Annotated in this window: 13 protein-coding genes and 6 pseudogenes; 7 read left to right on the top strand and 12 right to left on the bottom strand. The window is 70.1% G+C overall.

What is annotated here, in order from left to right; translation table 11 throughout:
* Positions 1-50: 50 nt before the first annotated feature.
* The 5 genes from DDW44_RS31860 to pdxR all read right to left on the bottom strand — a co-directional run bounded on the left by DDW44_RS31860 (position 51) and on the right by pdxR (position 4,296).
* Positions 51-206, bottom strand: coding sequence for a hypothetical protein (locus DDW44_RS31860; protein WP_166802783.1), 156 nt, complete (start codon positions 204-206; stop codon positions 51-53).
* A 622-nt stretch (positions 207-828) separates the two neighbouring features.
* On the bottom strand, positions 829-1,494 hold the full coding sequence (locus DDW44_RS00180; protein WP_244223931.1) for a TMEM175 family protein: 666 nt from the start codon (positions 1,492-1,494) through the stop codon (positions 829-831).
* 387 nt (positions 1,495-1,881) lie between these two features.
* A complete protein-coding gene (locus DDW44_RS00175) occupies positions 1,882-2,277 on the bottom strand; it encodes a toxin Fic (RefSeq protein ID WP_017946892.1) in 396 nt (131 codons plus the stop codon).
* Positions 2,274-2,552 (bottom strand): type II toxin -antitoxin system TacA 1-like antitoxin, encoded by a 279-nt coding sequence (locus DDW44_RS00170; RefSeq protein ID WP_027735072.1) that lies wholly within the window; start codon positions 2,550-2,552, stop codon positions 2,274-2,276. Before DDW44_RS00170 ends, DDW44_RS00175 begins: the two co-directional genes overlap by 4 nt.
* 253 nt (positions 2,553-2,805) lie before the next feature.
* Positions 2,806-4,296 carry a MocR-like pyridoxine biosynthesis transcription factor PdxR gene (gene pdxR, locus DDW44_RS00165; RefSeq protein ID WP_108905125.1) on the bottom strand — a complete coding sequence of 497 codons (1,491 nt, stop codon included), beginning with the start codon at positions 4,294-4,296 and terminating at the stop codon, positions 2,806-2,808.
* A gap of 28 nt (positions 4,297-4,324) precedes the next feature.
* On the opposite strand from pdxR, the gene DDW44_RS00160 reads away from it, so the two are divergent.
* Positions 4,325-5,197 (top strand): methyltransferase domain-containing protein, encoded by an 873-nt coding sequence (locus DDW44_RS00160; protein WP_108905124.1) that lies wholly within the window; start codon positions 4,325-4,327, stop codon positions 5,195-5,197.
* A 289-nt stretch (positions 5,198-5,486) separates the two neighbouring features.
* Here DDW44_RS00160 and DDW44_RS33430 read toward each other — a convergent pair whose 3' ends face one another.
* Complete coding sequence (locus tag DDW44_RS33430; RefSeq protein ID WP_108905123.1) at positions 5,487-5,750, bottom strand: DUF4303 domain-containing protein; 264 nt, start codon at positions 5,748-5,750, stop codon at positions 5,487-5,489.
* Between the two features lie 102 nt (positions 5,751-5,852).
* On the opposite strand from DDW44_RS33430, the gene DDW44_RS00140 reads away from it, so the two are divergent.
* Positions 5,853-6,287: a hypothetical protein gene (locus DDW44_RS00140; protein WP_244223930.1), complete on the top strand. Its 435-nt coding sequence runs from the start codon at positions 5,853-5,855 to the stop codon at positions 6,285-6,287.
* Positions 6,288-6,359: 72 nt separating this feature from the next.
* Here DDW44_RS00140 and DDW44_RS00135 read toward each other — a convergent pair.
* Positions 6,360-6,650 (bottom strand): annotated as a pseudogene (locus tag DDW44_RS00135) (NAD(P)-binding domain-containing protein); the annotation flags it as partial.
* 173 nt (positions 6,651-6,823) lie between these two features.
* Between DDW44_RS00135 and DDW44_RS00130 the strand changes: the two are divergent.
* From DDW44_RS00130 to DDW44_RS00100, 5 genes and pseudogenes are all read left to right on the top strand, one after another.
* Entirely contained in the window at positions 6,824-7,186 is a 363-nt protein-coding gene (locus DDW44_RS00130) for a hypothetical protein (RefSeq protein WP_108905121.1), read from the top strand.
* Between the two features lie 7 nt (positions 7,187-7,193).
* Positions 7,194-9,929, top strand: coding sequence for a substrate-binding domain-containing protein (locus DDW44_RS00125; RefSeq protein ID WP_108905120.1), 2,736 nt, complete (start codon positions 7,194-7,196; stop codon positions 9,927-9,929).
* A complete protein-coding gene (locus DDW44_RS00120) occupies positions 9,929-11,338 on the top strand; it encodes an extracellular solute-binding protein (RefSeq protein ID WP_108905119.1) in 1,410 nt (469 codons plus the stop codon). Before DDW44_RS00125 ends, DDW44_RS00120 begins: the two co-directional genes overlap by 1 nt.
* A 432-nt stretch (positions 11,339-11,770) precedes the next feature.
* A pseudogene (locus tag DDW44_RS00105) lies at positions 11,771-12,135 on the top strand (transposase); the annotation flags it as partial.
* A gap of 105 nt (positions 12,136-12,240) precedes the next feature.
* On the top strand, positions 12,241-13,494 hold the full coding sequence (locus DDW44_RS00100; RefSeq protein WP_244223929.1) for an IS256 family transposase: 1,254 nt from the start codon (positions 12,241-12,243) through the stop codon (positions 13,492-13,494).
* Here DDW44_RS00100 and DDW44_RS00095 read toward each other — a convergent pair.
* The 5 genes and pseudogenes from DDW44_RS00095 to DDW44_RS00075 form a co-directional block, all read right to left on the bottom strand.
* Positions 13,487-13,727, bottom strand: a pseudogene (locus DDW44_RS00095) (transposase); the annotation flags it as partial. The gene DDW44_RS00100 and the pseudogene DDW44_RS00095 sit on opposite strands and share 8 nt — an antisense overlap.
* A gap of 34 nt (positions 13,728-13,761) precedes the next feature.
* Positions 13,762-14,055 (bottom strand): annotated as a pseudogene (locus tag DDW44_RS00090) (integrase core domain-containing protein); the annotation flags it as partial.
* 43 nt (positions 14,056-14,098) lie between these two features.
* Positions 14,099-15,457, bottom strand: a complete 1,359-nt coding sequence (locus tag DDW44_RS00085; RefSeq protein ID WP_167455462.1) for an IS30 family transposase — start codon at positions 15,455-15,457, stop codon at positions 14,099-14,101.
* 49 nt (positions 15,458-15,506) lie between these two features.
* A pseudogene (locus DDW44_RS00080) lies at positions 15,507-16,071 on the bottom strand (IS3 family transposase); the annotation flags it as partial.
* A 32-nt stretch (positions 16,072-16,103) separates the two neighbouring features.
* A pseudogene (locus DDW44_RS00075) lies at positions 16,104-17,303 on the bottom strand (IS256 family transposase); the annotation flags it as partial.
* Positions 17,304-17,329: the final 26 nt, after the last annotated feature.

Raw genomic sequence — 17,329 nt, 5'->3', positions numbered from 1 at the left:
TGGACTCTAATCGACTGTTGTACACAAACCTCTCCCCGGTGGTTTCTCGTTCACGCAGCGCGGCGTCGCGGTGAATCGTGAACAGACGTCAGGACATCTTTGTCCGCGTCATGTTCTCGTTCGGTGAAGCCGTCGAAAAATTCCGGTTTCACCGTCGGCGGGACGTCGTCCGGCGGCAGGAAATCCCTGACGCCGGTGCGCTGCACGTCGACGTTATCGCACCGATCCGGGAGGTCTCACGCTGCGGGTCTGTGACGATCACCACTCGTCGTTTGCCCAGCGTTGCTCTGTGTGATGGCGGAAACCGTGCGGCCGCTTATGACGGAACGATGACGGCGCATGGTCGGAACAATTGATTCCGTTGAATTCGGAAACTTCTCACCGGGCTGTTTCCGCCGCTGACCGAACGGCGCCGCAGCCGGAATGCCACCTCGTTGTATCCATCGGTCCGGTGGCTCGGGAAGAACGTCATCCTGGGCCGATCGTTCACCATCCGCCCACGCGTCTGGCTGGATTTCGACCGGGCCTGATGCCGGCGTCACGACCCGCTTCGGACGGGGGAGGAGACGCCGGTGGACGGGGCGGAGCAGTCCCGGCCATCGCGGCGCATGCAGCCGGGGCGGTCCCCCGCATCAGGCGTGTCGCGATGGTGCCGTGGGCGGCGCATCGGTCTCCCGTGTTCCGTGTGCGCCCGGGCGGGGTCCATGAAGAAGGCGGGCGCCGCGCCCGGTTCGGGGGCCGGGTTCGACGGCCCGCCCGCCATCCGGGCCGCCGCGGCCAACCGCCGGCCCGGGGACTCCGCAGTGGTGCCGAGCCGCTCTCGCTCGCTCACGTCGTGCCGGATGCGCGGCGGGTTCGGCTGCGCCAGCGGATCGCGTGCTTGAGGGGGAGGGACAGAAGCCAGGTCCCCAGCGCCACCTGAGGGGACACGGCGAAGGCGATCACCACTGAGGCCGCGCAGAGCAGGGCGACCGCGCCCTGCTCCGTAACCGTGGTCCAGCCGACACGGTCGGGGATCGGCCGGGCCTGAAGGCGTTCGCGCCGCCAGATGCTGGTGAACAGCGCGAGGTGCAGCAGGCTGATCACGGCGATGGTGGCTACGTAGCAGGACACGGCCAGCGGCTGCTCGCCTCCGTACTCGGACAGCAACGCGGTGGGAAAGGGCAGCGGCGCGGCCGCGCCCAGGCTGGCCAGGGTCAGGCGTACCGTGAGGATGTCGGCACGCCGCACCTGATGGAGGATCTGGCGCTGGTCGCGCCAGAAGGCGCCGAGGACGGCGAAACTGAGCGCGTAGGCACCGAGCTTGGGCCAGACCTGGCTCATCTCGTACCGGAAGCCCGCGGCGTCCAAGCCCTCGGGGATGGAGACGTCGAGCACCAGGAGCGTCATGGCGATGGCGTAGATCCCGTCGGAGAGAGCGACCAGCCGCGCCGGGCTCTCCGGGTAGGGCGATTCACGTGCGTCCCCCGTGCTGCCCGTACCGATCACAGTCATGACCGCACGCTAGACCGCGATGAGCCGGGCGACGGGCAATCGCGGTCCGTGTCCCGCGGACACGGCTTCGAGCACATGGAGAGGCGGTACGGAACCCGGCGCGCGGTACCCGCTACCGGTGGTGGTGACGCCCGGTGCGCAGGGTGCGCCGACGGCGTCGGCACAGGCGTCGTACCCGGCGCCGGAAGAGCTCACCGTGCCGTGAAGAACGCCGGGGCCGACCGCAGTCCGGGCTCGTGGAACCGGTTCACTGCCGGCATGGCGGTACGTAGCCGGTGGTGAACGCGCACGGCCGAACCCCCTCTTGGCGAGCCTGAGCGCCGCCTCCTGGAGGGCGGCGCCCCGTTCCGGCCCTCGCTGCCCGGTGCGGCCCCGGGAACACCCGGGTCAGGGGGTGGTCCAGTCGCGGAGCTGGCGGGCGATGCGGGGGACGCCGAGGGCGCCGGTGGCGGCGTCGCGGACGAGGGCGAGAGCGTCCTTGGGGTCGTAGGCGAGGCGGCGGCCGCCCAGGGCGAGGTAGGCCTCGGTGCAGTGCCAGGCGAAGGCCTCGTTGGAGTGCTCGAGGCAGGGGAGTTTGGCCAGGGTCTGCAGCAGGGCGGCGGCCTTGAGGTTCAGTGTGCCGTAGATGTCGCGTTCCATGGCGCGGGCGTTGACCCGGGCCACCGCCGCGTACAGCGGGCCGAGGTCGTCGACCTGCGGGTCCCCGGGCAGGAGCTCGGCGGCGTGGAGGAGGTAGGCGACGTCGAGCGGATGGGCTGCGGGGCCGGGCTCGGGCTGGGTCACGCGGCCCGGCCCGCTTCCGGCTGCTCCAGTTCGGCGAGGGCCCGCTGCTCGGCGGCCCGCTGCTCCGCTGACGGGTCCGTCGTGCCGGGCTCGGCGGCGAACACGTCGCCGCTGCGCGTCATCGACTCCCGGAAAGCGTCGAGGAACGTGTTCTCGACCGCGGTGGCACGGGCGTAGGCGGCGGAGAGGATGTACTCCTGCATGCTCACCCCTTCCTGCCGGGCGGCGGCGGCGATCGCGGCCCGCTGCTCGGGGTCGGGGAAACGCAGGCTCATGGCCTTCTGCTCCTTCATGACACCAACGGTACCAGTGATACCACTCCGGGCCCAGGGCCTGCCCCGGGTGGGTGGTGCCGTCGTCCGGGTGGTGCCGCCTCCCCGAGGACCGGGCCACCGCAGAGCCTGCAGCAGGTCCGCGGCGTTCGCCGCCCATCTGCCCGGGAACTGCGGCCACCTCGCCCACGCGGAGCTGCGGCGCGAGATCGACGACGGGCTTCAGTTCAGCAGCGCACGACCCCTGATCTGCCCGTCAGGCCATCCGCCTGAGTACGTCGCCGAGTGTCGCCACTCCCTCGTCGATGTCGGTCGGCGGACTCGCGGCGTAGCCCAGGACCAGTCCCGGCCGGCGGGGGCGCTGGCAGTGCCAGGACAAGGGGTGCACTTTCACATCCCGCGCGAGTGCCGCGGCCGCGACGTCCGTGTCGGCGAACCCGGCCTCGAAGGTGATCGTCAGATGCAGGCCCGCTGCGGCACCGTGCACGATCGCGCCCGGCAGGTGAGCAGCGACGGCCTTCACCATGGCGTCCCGTCGGCGGCGGTGGTGCCTGCGCAGGTGACGCAACTGACGTTCCATCGCGCCCGATTCCATGAACTGGGCCAGGACGAGTTGCGGCAGGGCCGCGTTGCCGAGATCGGCGAACCGCTTGGCATCCACGAGGGCGTCACGGTACTTCGGCGGGGCGAGAAGCCACCCGATGCGCAGGGCCGGGGCGAGGAGCTTCGACACGCTCCCGGCGTAGAAGACGTTCTCGGCGAGCACGGACCGTAGGGCCGGCACCGGCGTCCGGTCGTAGCGGTGCTCGGCGTCGTAGTCGTCCTCGATGATCAGCCCGCCGCTCTCACGTGCCCAGTGTGTCAGTTCGCTGCGCCGGCTGCCGCGAAGGACGACACCGGTGGGGAACTGGTGGGCGGGTGTCAGCAGGACGGCCGCCGCGCCCGTGGCACGCAGTTCGTCGACACGCACTCCTTCCGAGTCGACCGCGACGGGCGGGGTGCCCAACCGGCAGTTGTGCAAGTGCTGACGGGCTCCCAGGGAGCCGGGGTCCTCCATGGCCACGGTGGAGACGCCGTCGCTGTGCAGCACCTGCCCCACGAGGGTGAGCGTCTGGGCGGTGCCCGCGACGATGAGGACGTCGCCGGGGTCCGCCCGGATACCGCGGTTGCGGGCGATCCAGTTCGCCACGGCCACGCGGAGCGCCGGCGCACCGCGTGGATCTCCGTATCCGAGGTCGGATGCCGCAAGGTGATCCAGGACGCGGCGTTCGGCGCGCAGCCACGCCGCTCGCGGGAACGCGGCGAGATCGGGAACTCCTGGGGAGAAGTCGATCCGGGACCGAGCCGCGCGCATCGCGTCGAAGACGTCTGCAGGGGGCGCGGCGGTGAACAATGAGCGAGGTGACGGCGGACTGGCGCGGGTGGGTGGCCTGGCTGCTGCTGCCGTCGCGGGTGCGGCGACGACGACCGTTCCGTTGCGCCCTCGTCCGGCGAGGCATCCGTCCTCGATCAGGCGCTGGTAGGCCTCGGTGACCACGCCGCGCGATACGCCCAGTTCGCCGGCCAGGACCCGGGTGGCCGGCAGCCTGCTTCCCACCGGCAGTCGCCCGTCCGCCAGCGCGAGCCGGATCTGCTGGGCCAGCCACTCGCACTTCCCGCCGCTCGGCGCCTCGTCGACGGCCAGATGAAGGAAGTCGGCCCCAGGCGCTATGGACCGGTGAGAAGTGCCCTCATTGGATCTGTTCACCGGACCATAGTGGCAGCAGGGTGGACCCATGGACATCGCCACAACACCTTCCGCCCTTGTCCCGGCGGTCGGCTACGTACACGGATACTCACAGCGTGAGGGCCGTCGGCTGGGGGACCAGGCGGACACGCTCGCGCAGCTGCTGCATGCCGGCACCACCTACCCCGCAGGCAGTCGAGTGCTGGAGCTCGGCTGCGGGGTCGGCGCTCAGACGGTCCATCTGCTCCGTTCCAGTCCTGGGGCGCACCTTGTCGCGGTCGACCAGTCCGAGGAGTCGCTCGCGCAGGCCCGCACGCACGTCGCCCACATCGCGCCAGAGGCGCAAGTGGAATGGTGCCGCGCGGACGTGTTCGACCTTCCCTTCGCCGACGCGGAGTTCGACCACGCCTTCGTGTGCTTCGTCCTGGAACACGTGACGGATCCCCGGCGGGCGCTGGCCCGACTACGGCGCGTGCTGCGGCCCGGGGGCACCGTCACCGTCATCGAGGGGGACCACGGATCGGCGGTCCTCCACCCCGACAGCGCGCATGCCCGGGCAGTGATCGACTGCCAGATCCGCCTCCAGTCGGCAGCCGGAGGCAATGCGCTGCTCGGCCGGCAACTGCAGCCGTTGCTGGCCGGCGCCGGATACGGCGGCGTTGAAGTCCGTCCGCGCACGGTCTACGCCGACCGGACCCGGCCCGGGTGGGTCGACGGATTCACCCGCAGCACCTTCATCGCGATGGTCGAATCCGTTCGGGACAACGCGCTGGCCGCCGCCCTGATCACTCCGGCTGACTGGGACCGGGGGATCGCAGACCTGCACCGGACGGCCCACGACGGAACCTTCCACTACACGTTCTTCAAAGCCGTCGCCGTGAATGTGCCCGCAGGCCACGTGAGGTCCCCTCGGCTCTCATGACCGGTCCACGCCGCTGCCACGGCCTCCAGCCGCCGCACCGGTCAGCAGACTGCTGCTGGCTCGGCATTTCCAGCGCGGGCGGTGAAGGCCCCGGCACTGCTGGACGTGCCAGAACGGCTCGACTTCGCCGAGCGGGCCCGCAAGGAGTCCTGGACACATGCCGAACACCTCGTCGCCTGCCTCCAGCGGAAGGCAAGTGCCCGCGGTCCCCCGGCGGCGTCCTCCTCAGCTTCGAGGGCTTCCTCCACTGACAACCCTGGTGGCCACCGCAGCATGTGCATGCCGTAGCTCATGATCGCGATGCTACGGCGTCTGCCCAGACATCACGGCTCCGGCTCGGCAGGTTGAGGCGGCGGATCCACTCCACCTCCCGCACCGGATCCTCGACGTCGGAAACGGCGAACACCGCGACCCTGATACGGGCCGTGCCGAAGACGCCCTCCTCGACGAGGGATTCCAGTGCGGTTACGCATGCTTCGTACACCGCTTCACGTCGGCGCTCGCGTTCGGTTGCTCCGCCGGTGGCGGACGAGGCGGCCTCAGCGAGTACCAGCGGCCCCGCCTCGCACGCGGGTTGGGCACCAACTCCAGGAAAGGCCGCAGGTCAGCGATCTGGCCGAGGTCCAGCGGACCCAGCCTCACCAACACCGGCGGGATGAGAGAGGATACAGCGGCAGGCACGGGCCACCTCGTGATCGTTGAGCTACGACACCCCAATGATCACGAAGCCCGTAATGCCGCCCGGGCCCTGGCCGACGATCTCCGCGCACAGATCGGCGGCCTGCAGACCAGGTTGCGGGAGGCGGAGACACACCTGGAGCACCTCGCGATCACTCGCAAGACCGTCACCGGCCTCGCCGACCGGCTCCCCGCCGTCGCGCCGGAGCTGCCCGAGCACCCGGACTACCCCCGCATCCTCGCCGCCTTCAACCACGCGACCGGGCCGCTGCGGGCCAAGGACGTCTGCGAAGCCCTCGGTCACGAACTGCTGCCGAAGAACGTCGAAGGCACCCGCGCCAAGCTGAAACGCCTGGTCAAACTCGGGATCCTCACCGAGGCCGACACCGGCAACTTCGCCAGGAAGCAATAGCCGACGCAATCCCCACCAGCGACCTTGCTCCAACCACAGCCGGAAACGGACATCGCCTTACGAACCGTCCACTGAGAGCTCGGTGAAGTCGTCGGAGAGGCCGACCCCCACATCGATCAGCACGGTGCCGGCCAGCGCCGGCGCGCCGATGGAGCGCAGCAGTTCCACGGAAACGGCCCCTGGGGTGGCGTTGACCAGAACCTCTGCGTGGGCGGCTGTCTCACTCAGGTCCGCCACGGGGAGACCAAGGTCTGTCCGATCCTCGGGCCGACGCGAACCGAGGAGCACGTCGTGTCCTGCGTCCCTCCATCCGGGGGCCAGTGCTCGGGCGACGTTGCCGGTGCCAAGTAGTCCTATACGCATGGTGGGACGCTAACTGTCGTCGGTGCCCGGCTGGTCGGACCACGGTCCCGGGTGGACAGGCTCCAAAGGCGTAGTCCCGGGGGCAAGGACGGCGTGCGCTCCCCGCGTGGACGGCACGGCAGCGGTGTACGGACCCTAGCCTGCGCGCAACAGCGGTGTCATGATGGTGAGTTATGGCTGAGGGGGACGGTGTGGTGACGCGCGGTATCCGGATCCGGCTCGACGGAACCGAGAGGGCGACTGACATCGTCGCCCTGCACAAGTGGCTGGAACGGGAGAAACCGCTCGCCGACCTGGCCCGGATCGACCAGCTCCGCATCACCGAACAGAGCCGGACCGACGAGGCCGGTACCCCTATGGGCACCGGCATGGACATCGTCGTGGCGGTGCTCGGGGGCGCCGCGGGCGCGCTGTTCCAGGGCGTGGTGGACCAGGTCAGACGATCCGTGGAGGCCTGGCAGGCCAACCGCCGTGCGGTGGAGGAAGGCGATCCGCCCCAGGTGCGCGTCGAGCCGGTGCAGCCCGACGACAGGTAGGCGTCCGGTGACCGGTTACGACCCGCGGGGGAAGGCGAACCGGGCGCTTTTGGTCGGAGTGTCCGAGTACGACAACACGGCACCGCCGGACGGCGTGCCCGGCGACCTTCCCGCGGTCAAACACAACCTGAACCGGCTGGCGGAGGCGCTGCGGCACGGCGGTGTGTTCGGTGAGCGGGAGATCACGGTGTGCCGCTCTCCCGACCAGGGCACCTTCGACCAGGAGCTCTGGAAGGCCGCAAACGAGGCGGACGGCGTCCTGCTGCTGTACTTCGCCGGGCACGGGGCGATACCGAACGCGGGCGACGAGCTGTTCCTGCAGATGCGCAACGCACGCGTGGTCGCGGGCGGGCACGCGGTCTTCCCGGGCGCGGTGCTGTTCAGCCTGGCGCAAGCGATGCTCACCGCGAGTTCGGCCGGGCGGATCGTGGTCGTCCTCGACTGCTGCTTCGCCGGCAACGCCGCCTGGGTCCGCCCTCAGACCCCCGACAAACGGCGGCTGCTGCTGATGAGCGTGCAGCCCAATCACCGCATCGACGCGGGTGATCCCGACATGCCGACGCCGTTCACCGCCGAACTGGTGAAGCTGTTGGAAGCGGGCGGCGACGTGTCGTTCGGCGACCTCGTGGACGGTCTGCGGGCTCGGATGTCCGCCGCGGGTCACCGGACGGTACGGGGTGACGCCTGGGAACCGGAGAGCCGCGCCGAGCCCGGCATGGACGTGCTGCTCGCCGCCGGGGCTGGGAGGACCGGAAGCCCGCCTGCGCCTGACGCCCCCGTCCCTCGCCCCGCGCCTGATCCCGCCCCCGTCCCTGGGCCCGGGTCTCCCGACCCCGACCCCGGGCTCGTCCGCCGGGTCGGCGCGGTTCTGGCCGGACGGCTGGGCGGGATGGACTCAGCGTGGGGCGCGTTGATCCGTCGTAGGGGTGGGTCCGGGTTCCGGGAGGACCCGGGCGTCGGCGGAAAAGCCGGTGTGCGGGCGGGTGACACGGGAGACGAGGACGGAACGAGGCGGGAGTGGCGGCGGACGCGGCGGCTCGTGGCCGGGGGCGTCGTCATGCTGGTCTTGGTCGTGACCGCCCTCGGTATCGGTGTCTACCGTCATCTCGTTCCGACCGGCGGCCCCTCCTCCTGCGCGCCACCCCTGGAACTGCGGGTGCTCACCGACCCCGACCTAGAGCCGACCGTCCGGGCCGCAGCCGACGCGTACCTGACGTCGGAGGCGAACACCACCGGCGACGACTGCCGCCGCAGCGGCATCACCGTCTACAGCGCGGGCGCCGCCGACGCGGTCACCGCCCTGCGCAAGCAGACCGGTGCCTGGCAGGAACCCCGCGAGGCCGACACCAACCCGCAGCGCGACGTCGGCCCGCAGCCCGACGTGTGGATACCCGCTTCCCCCGCCGACGCCGCCCGGGCCATCGCGGGGCAGGACACCGACGCCGTGGCCGAACTGGACGCCGACCAGGAGCCCTTCGCGTACTCTCCCGTCGTGCTCGCCGTCCCGCAGGGCATCGCCGTCGATGAGCTGGACGACCGTACCGGCCCCCCGCTCACCCGGATGATCGACAACCTGCGCGCACGGCACGCGGGCGCGGCGGTGCGCCGCCCCGACCCGGAGTTCACCGACACCGGACTGCTGGCCACGATCGCCCTGTACGGCACCCAGGGCGCGGCTGGCGCCCCTGACCCCCGCCGCGCCGAGGACCGGGTCGCCCAGTCCGGGCCGCCCGCTCCGACCGCCGCCGAGTTGCTGTGCACGCTGCCCGACGACGACGCCGTCGACAACCGCACCGCGGCCCTCGTCCCCGAGTTCCTCCTGAAGAGCGGCGTCGGCTGCGACAGCGCGCGCCGCACCCCGCGCATGGCCCAGTACCCGGGTGACGTTCCGGGGCTGGAGCCGGTCTTCGTCCGCGTCCGCTGGCAGGGCGCCGACCGCGACGAGACCGACCGGGACCGTGAGGCGGAGGCCTTCCGGGAGTGGCTCACCGGCGAGGGCGGCCGGGTGGCCTTCGCCCAAGACGGCTTCCGCGCGGCCACCGGCAACCGGGCCCTGCTGGATTCCACCGAGGTCGCCGAAGGGGTGCTGAGGGCACCGTCGCCGCTGACGGAGTCCGCCGGACGGGACGCGATGGAGGCGTCGTTGGAGGACTACCGGGGCGCCAATGGGCCCGGCCGCGTGCTGTTCCTGCTCGACAGTTCCGGCTCCATGGTCGGCCAGTGGGAGGGACCCAGCGGTGGGCCGGGCCTGCTGAAACAGTCGCTGGGCGGGCTCGGCGACCGGGACGAGTACGCCGTGTGGGCAGTGTCGGACGCAGGTGAGGACACGTACGACACTCTGCTCCCCTTCGGCGCGCACTCCCGCAAGGACGCCGAGCGCGCCATCGACCGCGAGGCCCAGGTCCGGGACGCCGAGGCGAACCCGCTCGGGGCGCTGCGGGCCGCGCTCGACGCCATGGAGGTCCGGGACGCCGACGACGAACGCCCCGGCCTGATCGTCTTCGTCACCGACGACGAGGACGCGGACCGGCTCGCCGGCGACGGCTTCGGCAGCCTCCTGGACATCGCCCGCGCGAGAGGGCTGCCGGTCGCGATGGTCTCCCTCAAGGGCGGCGGCTGCGACGCGGGGAAGCCGGACGCCCGGATCTCGGAGGCCAGCGGCGGCCGGTGCCTGGACGCCGACGACGATCTCGGCGCCGCCCTCCACGACGAGGTCGCGCGCACCGGAACGGGGGAGACCTGATGCGCGGAGCAGAGCTGCGACGACAGTCCCGGCGGCACCTGGCGGCGCTGCCGGCAGCGCTCTGCCTGCTCCTGCCGACCGCGTGCAGTGGTGGCGGCGACGGCGGAAGCGGACCCGCGACGCCGCCCTCCGCCGACGTGCCCGGCGACATCGTGGTCGCCAGCGGCCGGGACGTCACCGGCAAGAACGGCGTCCGCCAGCGGCTCATCGACGCCTGGAACGCCGAGCAGGAGAAGGCCGGCACCGGCTACCGGGCCCGACTGGTCGAACTCCCCGGCAGCGCCGACGAGCAGCGTAGCCAACTGCTCGGCGCGCTCCAGTCCGGCAGCGCCGCCTACGACGTGGTCAACCTCGACGTCACCTGGGTCCCGGAGTTCGCCGCCGCGGACCTGATCAGCCCACTGCCCGAGTCGCTGCTCGACGACGACGTCATCGCACCCGTCGCGAGCACCGCCCGCTGGGACGGCAACGTGTACGCCGCTCCCTTCAACAGCGATGTCGGCCTGCTCTACTACCGCCGCGACCACCTGAGCCAGGCGGACGTCGAGCAGACCGACCTGACGGGCGGCCTGGACTGGCCGGAACTGAAGACGCTGATCAACGCCGTCGGCGACCACAAGCCCGACGGCTACGACAAGGGCTGGACGACCCAGCTCGCCGCGTACGAGGGGCGGACGGTCAACGCCGTGGAGGCGTTCGCGTCCGCCGTACCGGACCTCACGCTCACCGGCGGAGACGGCCACTACACCGCCACCGTCGAGGAGTTGACCGAGGGCATCAGCGAGCTGCGCCGTCGCACCGAGGCCTCGTACGTGCTCCCGGACGCCTTCCACTCCGACGAGGCGGCCTCCCTCGGTGACTTCGCCTCGGGCCGCACCACCTTCCTGCGCCACTGGCCGTATGTGTATCCCGCCCTGCACCAGTCGTTCCCCGACGACGACCGGCTCGGTGTGACCGCGTTGCCGGGGCGGGCCGTCCTCGGCGGCCAGAACCTCGCCGTGACCGCGGCGTCCCAGCGCAGGACCAAGGCGACCGACCTGATCGAGTACCTGACCGGCAAGGAGAGCGAACGCTGCCTGCTGGACGCCGGTTTCGCGGCGACGCGCACCTCCGCCTACACGGACGACGCCGTGACGTGCACGGTGGGCGCCGCGACGCCCTCGGCGGCGCCGACCGGGGAGAGCGCCGACACCGTGCCCCGCGACGCGGCCGGCCGCCCGGAGTACGCCGGCGCCATCCTGCTCCCCGCCCTCCAGCAGGCGGTGCACCGCCCCCGCACCCCGCTGTACGGCGCCTTCACCCAGACCTTCACCACCGAGCTGGGCGCCCTCTTCACAGACAACCCGCCCAGTGACGGGGAACTGGCGCGGCGTTTGGACGAAGCGCTCAGAGACGCCCTGCCGGACTGAGGGCCGGCCGCGCCGGGCGAGGGCGTCAGAAGAGCGCGGACGCCTTGCACCTACGCTCCGGCGATCTGCGCCCGGCACCGCAGCGAGGCCCTCATGGAGATCTTGGACGAAGCACTCCAGAACGTTCTGCTGACGGCCCCAAAAGCCCCGGTCGGCGCACAGTCGGCTTGGAAGCGCCCCTTCGACCTCGGTGCGAAGGGCAGCCGAGAGAGCCTCGTCGCGGCCATGTTCGACGAAGCCGAGGCACGTTGCTTTCCCGGTGCCGTTGCCCCGCCGTTGGCACGGTAGTCGGCGGCAGGCCCGGATGTGGGCGCACTGCTGCGGTTGACTCGGAAGAGACCAGGGTTGCGGGCGGTCTGGCTGCAGTGAGGCTGATCCTTTGGAGTGGACACCCTGACAATGGATCTTGATGGTCCAGGGAGGGATGCCCAGGTGGGACGCAGGTCTCCGTATCCGGAGGAGTTCAGGAAGGACGCCGTCGCGCTCTACCGCGCCGCGGTCGGCAAGCGGACGTATGCCTCGGTAGCCGCTGATCTCGGCATCACCGCGGAGTCGCAGCGGACGTGGGTCCGCAAGGACGAGGCCCAGGCCATGCCCGGGCTCCGTGACGCGGGCGGGAGTGAGGCGGATGAGCTGGCCCGGCTGCGGGCGGAGAATGCCCGGCTGCTGAAGGCGGAGAAGGAGTGGCAACTCGAGCGCGAGATCTTGCGTCGGGCAGCCGCCCATTTCGCCCGGGAGGTGAAGTGAGACCCTGCCGCTGGGACTTCATCTCCGCCAACCGCGCCCACTTCGGGATGGTGTCCCGTCGAGTGGTGTAGCAGCGATCTCCGCATAGCCCCTGGTCATGAGGCGGCCATCGCGCAACTCTCCGAGTAGCGAAGCTCGTTGAGAGAGGTGACGCGATGGCCTTGTCCCAGCATGACTTACTCCGGCTGATGGAGTCACTGCGTACGGCGGACGGAATCGAGTTGATCAGGGTCCTGGCCCAGCGGATCCTGCAGGAACTCATCGAGGCCGAGGCCACCACCCACATCGGCGCGGAGCCCGGCGAGCACGCCGAGACCCGTACGACCTGGCGCAACGGTCACCGCGACAAAGTGCTGACCACGCAGGCCGCAGACCTGGACCTGGCCATCCCCAAGGTCCGCACCGGCACCTTCTTCCCCAGCCTGCTCGAACGCCGCCGCCGTATCGACCGGGCCCTTTACGCCGTCATCGTTGAGGCATACGTCCACGGAGTGTCCACCCGCAGCGTGGACGACCTGGTCAGGGCCCTGGGCGCGGACACCGGGATCTCCAATAGCGAGGTCTCCCGGCTCTGCGCCGGACTGGACGCCGAACTCACCGCCTTCCGCACCCGCCCGCTGGACCACACCCGATTCCCCTACATCTACCTGGACGCGACGTACTGCAAGGCGCGGGTGAACCACCAGATCGTGTCCCAGGCCGTGGTGATCGCCACCGGCATCACCGAGGACGGCGGACGCGAAGTGCTGGGACTGATGGTCGGCGACAGCGAGACCGAGGCGTTCTGGAGCGAGTTCCTGCGCTCCCTGCGCGAACGGGGCCTGAACGGGGTCCGCCTGGTCATCGCCGACCACCACTCGGGTCTGGTCAAGGCCGTGCGCAAAGTCATACTCGGCGCCGGCTACCAAAGATGCCGCGTTCACTTCCTGCGCAACGTCTTCGCGATGATCCCGAAGGACTCCGCGGAAATGGTGGCCGCGACCATCCGCACGATCTTCGCCCAGCCTGACGCCGCAGCCGTCCGGGCCCAGCTCGACACCGTCGCCGACATGCTCGGCCGCCAGTTCCCCAAGGTCAGGGCCCTGCTCCTGGAGGCGAAGGAGGACCTGACCGCGTTCGCGGACTTCCCTGATCGGCACTGGAAGAAGATCCAGTCGACCAACCCGCTGGAGCGGATCAACCGCGAGATCAAACGCCGGACCGACGTCGTGCAGATCTTCCCCAACCCCGACGCCCTCGAACGACTCACCACCGCCGTGCTCATCGAGATGCACGACGAGTGGATCGCCTTCCCACGCCGCTACCTCCCCGAAGGCAGCATGGACAAGATCTACCCCAACAACGACCAGATCGGTCCGACTACACCACCACAGGGGGCACGACCCTCGATAGGAGACCGGCCATCATAGGTTTCAGTCCGAGACTGTCGTGCGTGTTGGCGGCGGAGACGCCGACGACGAGGGGCAGTCCGTTCGCGTCCGACAGGACGTGCATCTTGGAACCCGCCTTGCCCCGGTCCACGGGGCTCGGACTTGTGAGTTCGCCCCCCTTTGGCCCGCACGTGCGCAGAGTCGAGGACCGTGCGGGACAGATCCAGCAAGCCACACTCGTCGATCCTGTCGAGGACCGCTTCGTGCGACCGTCTGAGTTTGATCCCCGGGAGTGGACACCGGGTTTCACGCGACGAGTGTCAGCGTACGTGACGTGATCAGTTGCTGTTCGAACTCGGCTGGTGTGAGGTAGCCGAGCGCGGAATGCCGACGGCGCCGGTTGTAGTACGACAGCCAGCGGAACAGCTCGAGCCGGGCCTGTGCCGTGGAGACCCAGCGCCTTTCGTGGAGCAACTCGCGCTTGAGGCCCTGGAAGAACGACTCGGCGAGGGCGTTGTCGTAGCTCGAGCCGACCCGGCCCATGCTGCGGCGGATGCCGTGCCGGCGGCAGACCTCGGCGAAGGCGGCCGCGCTGTACTGCTCAGGTTCAACCGGTCGTTGCAACACCAGCTTGTTGGATCGACTATAGCTGCTCGTTGAGGGCTTCGGCCGGAGTCTTCCAGCCGAGGGTCTTGCGTGGTCGGCCGTTCAGGGTGGTGGCGACGGCGTCGAGCTCGCGGCGGTCGTAGCGGGAGAGGTCGGTTCCCTTGGGGAAATACTGCCGCAGCAGTCCGTTGGTGTTCTCGTTCGTGCCGCGCTGCCAGGGGCTGTGCGGGTTCGCGAAGTAGATCTCCAGCCCGCTGTCGATGCGCAGTTGGGCGTGCTCGGCCATCTCCGAGCCCTGGTCCCACGTGAGTGTCCTGCGCAGCTGCTCGGGCAGTGAGCTGATCGTGGTGGCGATGGCATCCCGCACCGCTGTGGCCCCGTGTCCGGCCAGTGCCGGGCCGTTCTTCTCCCGGGGCCCGCCGTGGCCGGGCATCGGCGGCAGGTGCAGCAACATCGTGAACCGGGTGGTGCGTTCGACCAGCGTGCCGATCGCCGAGCTGTTCAGCCCGATGATCAAGTCGCCTTCCCAGTGTCCAGGGACCGCCCGGTCCTCCGCCTCGGCCGGCCGCTCGCTGATCTTCACCTCATCGGTGACGAACTTCTTGCCCCGCCCCTGGGTTCGGGCCCGGGGAACCCGCAGGGCACGTCCGGTGCGCAGGCAGGCGGACAGCTCGCGCCGCAGCCCGCCCCGGCCCTGGATGAACAATGCCTGGTAGATGGCCTCGTGCGAGATGCGCATCGTGTCGTCCTTGGGGAAGTCGAGCGGCAGTCGGCGGGCGATCTGCTCGGGGCTCCATGCCGTCCCCCACCGTCGGTCCGCCCTGCGGCCGTGCCGCCGCTTCTTCCACGGTACTTCCGGGCTGGCCACCTCGCTGCCGTCCTCCGTACGCACGGTCCCGGCCAGCCGGTCCTGCACCCACTCCCGCAACCGCGGATTCTGCTTGAGCTTGCAGGACTTGGGGCGGCGAGCCTGCCGGTCCGCGTGCCATTGGGCGACCGAAGCCCGATAGTCCAACCTCCCTCCACGGGTGGCGGCATTGCGCCGCAGCTCGCGCGAGATGGTCGACGGCGAGCGTCCGAGCTCGCGGGCGATCTCCCGCACCCCGCGGTCCTTCGCGCGCAACAGCGCGATCTCCTCACGCTCGGCAAACGACAGGTAGCGGCCCGAGGGCTCGTCCATGCTGATCGGCGGCATGCCGCCACCCTCGCGAAACCACCGCGGCCCCAGCGGCTGCGACACACCGCAGGCGATGGCGGCGTCCTCGCTGGACACCCCCTCGGCGATCTTTCGCCAGAACTGCCGCTTCTCGCGTGTCCGGTTTACCGGCGGGCGCCCCGGTGACCGCAACGGTGGACGGCCTGCCCGAAGTGCTGCACGAGCTCGTCCTTGTGCCACAACATCCTCCCAGGTCAGTGAGGTGTTGCGACGACCAGTTGAATCTGCCCTGGGCACCCCTGTCCGTGTGGAACACGACGCCGTGGACCCGCCCTCCGCGGGCGGCCACGGCCATTTCGATCGCGTCGGGTGACCAGGGAGGTGCGCATGTGGTCGGCGATCGACCAGCCCACCACCTTCCTCGAGCAGATGTCGATCACCGTGGCGAGGTAGAGCCACGCCGATCCGACGGCTATGTAGGTGATGTCGCCGCACCACCTGGTGTTGAGTGTGTCCGCGGTGAAGTCGCGCATCACCAGGTCCGGCGCGGGCGGCGCGGTCCGGTCCGCGATCGTTGTCCGCTTCTTCTTGCGTAGGTGCCGCCCGACGATGTGGTTGATACGCATCAGCCGAGTGACGCGCTTGCGGTTGATCCTGCGCCCGCGGGCCCGGAACTCAGCATGGACGCGCGGGGCGCCGTAGGCACTATGGTGCTCGGCGTGGATGGCGCGGATCTCGCTCACGGTCCGCTTCCCCTCAGCCTGGCGCTCTGCGCGGGCCTGCTCGGTGGCCAGGTGCCGGTAGTAGCCGGCGCGGGACGCTCCGAGCACCCGGCAGATCCGCTGCACGCCGAAGTGGGTCGTGCCCCCTGTGGTGGTGTAGTCGGACCGATCTGGTCGTTGTTGGGGTAGATCTTGTCCATGCTGCCTTCGGGGAGGTAGCGGCGTGGGAAGGCGATCCACTCGTCGTGCATCTCGATGAGCACGGCGGTGGTGAGTCGTTCGAGGGCGTCGGGGTTGGGGAAGATCTGCACGACGTCGGTCCGGCGTTTGATCTCGCGGTTGATCCGCTCCAGCGGGTTGGTCGACTGGATCTTCTTCCAGTGCCGATCAGGGAAGTCCGCGAACGCGGTCAGGTCCTCCTTCGCCTCCAGGAGCAGGGCCCTGACCTTGGGGAACTGGCGGCCGAGCATGTCGGCGACGGTGTCGAGCTGGGCCCGGACGGCTGCGGCGTCAGGCTGGGCGAAGATCGTGCGGATGGTCGCGGCCACCATTTCCGCGGAGTCCTTCGGGATCATCGCGAAGACGTTGCGCAGGAAGTGAACGCGGCATCTTTGGTAGCCGGCGCCGAGTATGACTTTGCGCACGGCCTTGACCAGACCCGAGTGGTGGTCGGCGATGACCAGGCGGACCCCGTTCAGGCCCCGTTCGCGCAGGGAGCGCAGGAACTCGCTCCAGAACGCCTCGGTCTCGCTGTCGCCGACCATCAGTCCCAGCACTTCGCGTCCGCCGTCCTCGGTGATGCCGGTGGCGATCACCACGGCCTGGGACACGATCTGGTGGTTCACCCGCGCCTTGCAGTACGTCGCGTCCAGGTAGATGTAGGGGAATCGGGTGTGGTCCAGCGGGCGGGTGCGGAAGGCGGTGAGTTCGGCGTCCAGTCCGGCGCAGAGCCGGGAGACCTCGCTCTTGGAGATCCCGGTGTCCGCGCCCAGGGCCCTGACCAGGTCGTCCACGCTGCGGGTGGACACTCCGTGGACGTATGCCTCAACGATGACGGCGTAAAGGGCCCGGTCGATACGGCGGCGGCGTTCGAGCAGGCTGGGGAAGAAGGTGCCGGTGCGGACCTTGGGGATGGCCAGGTCCAGGTCTGCGGCCTGCGTGGTCAGCACTTTGTCGCGGTGACCGTTGCGCCAGGTCGTACGGGTCTCGGCGTGCTCGCCGGGCTCCGCGCCGATGTGGGTGGTGGCCTCGGCCTCGATGAGTTCCTGCAGGATCCGCTGGGCCAGGACCCTGATCAACTCGATTCCGTCCGCCGTACGCAGTGACTCCATCAGCCGGAGTAAGTCATGCTGGGACAAGGCCATCGCGTCACCTCTCTCAACGAGCTTCG

It is taken from the genome of Streptomyces tirandamycinicus (assembly GCF_003097515.1).
Classification (GTDB): Bacteria; Actinomycetota; Actinomycetes; order Streptomycetales; family Streptomycetaceae; genus Streptomyces; species Streptomyces tirandamycinicus.
This window is presented reverse-complemented; position numbering and strand designations above follow the sequence as displayed.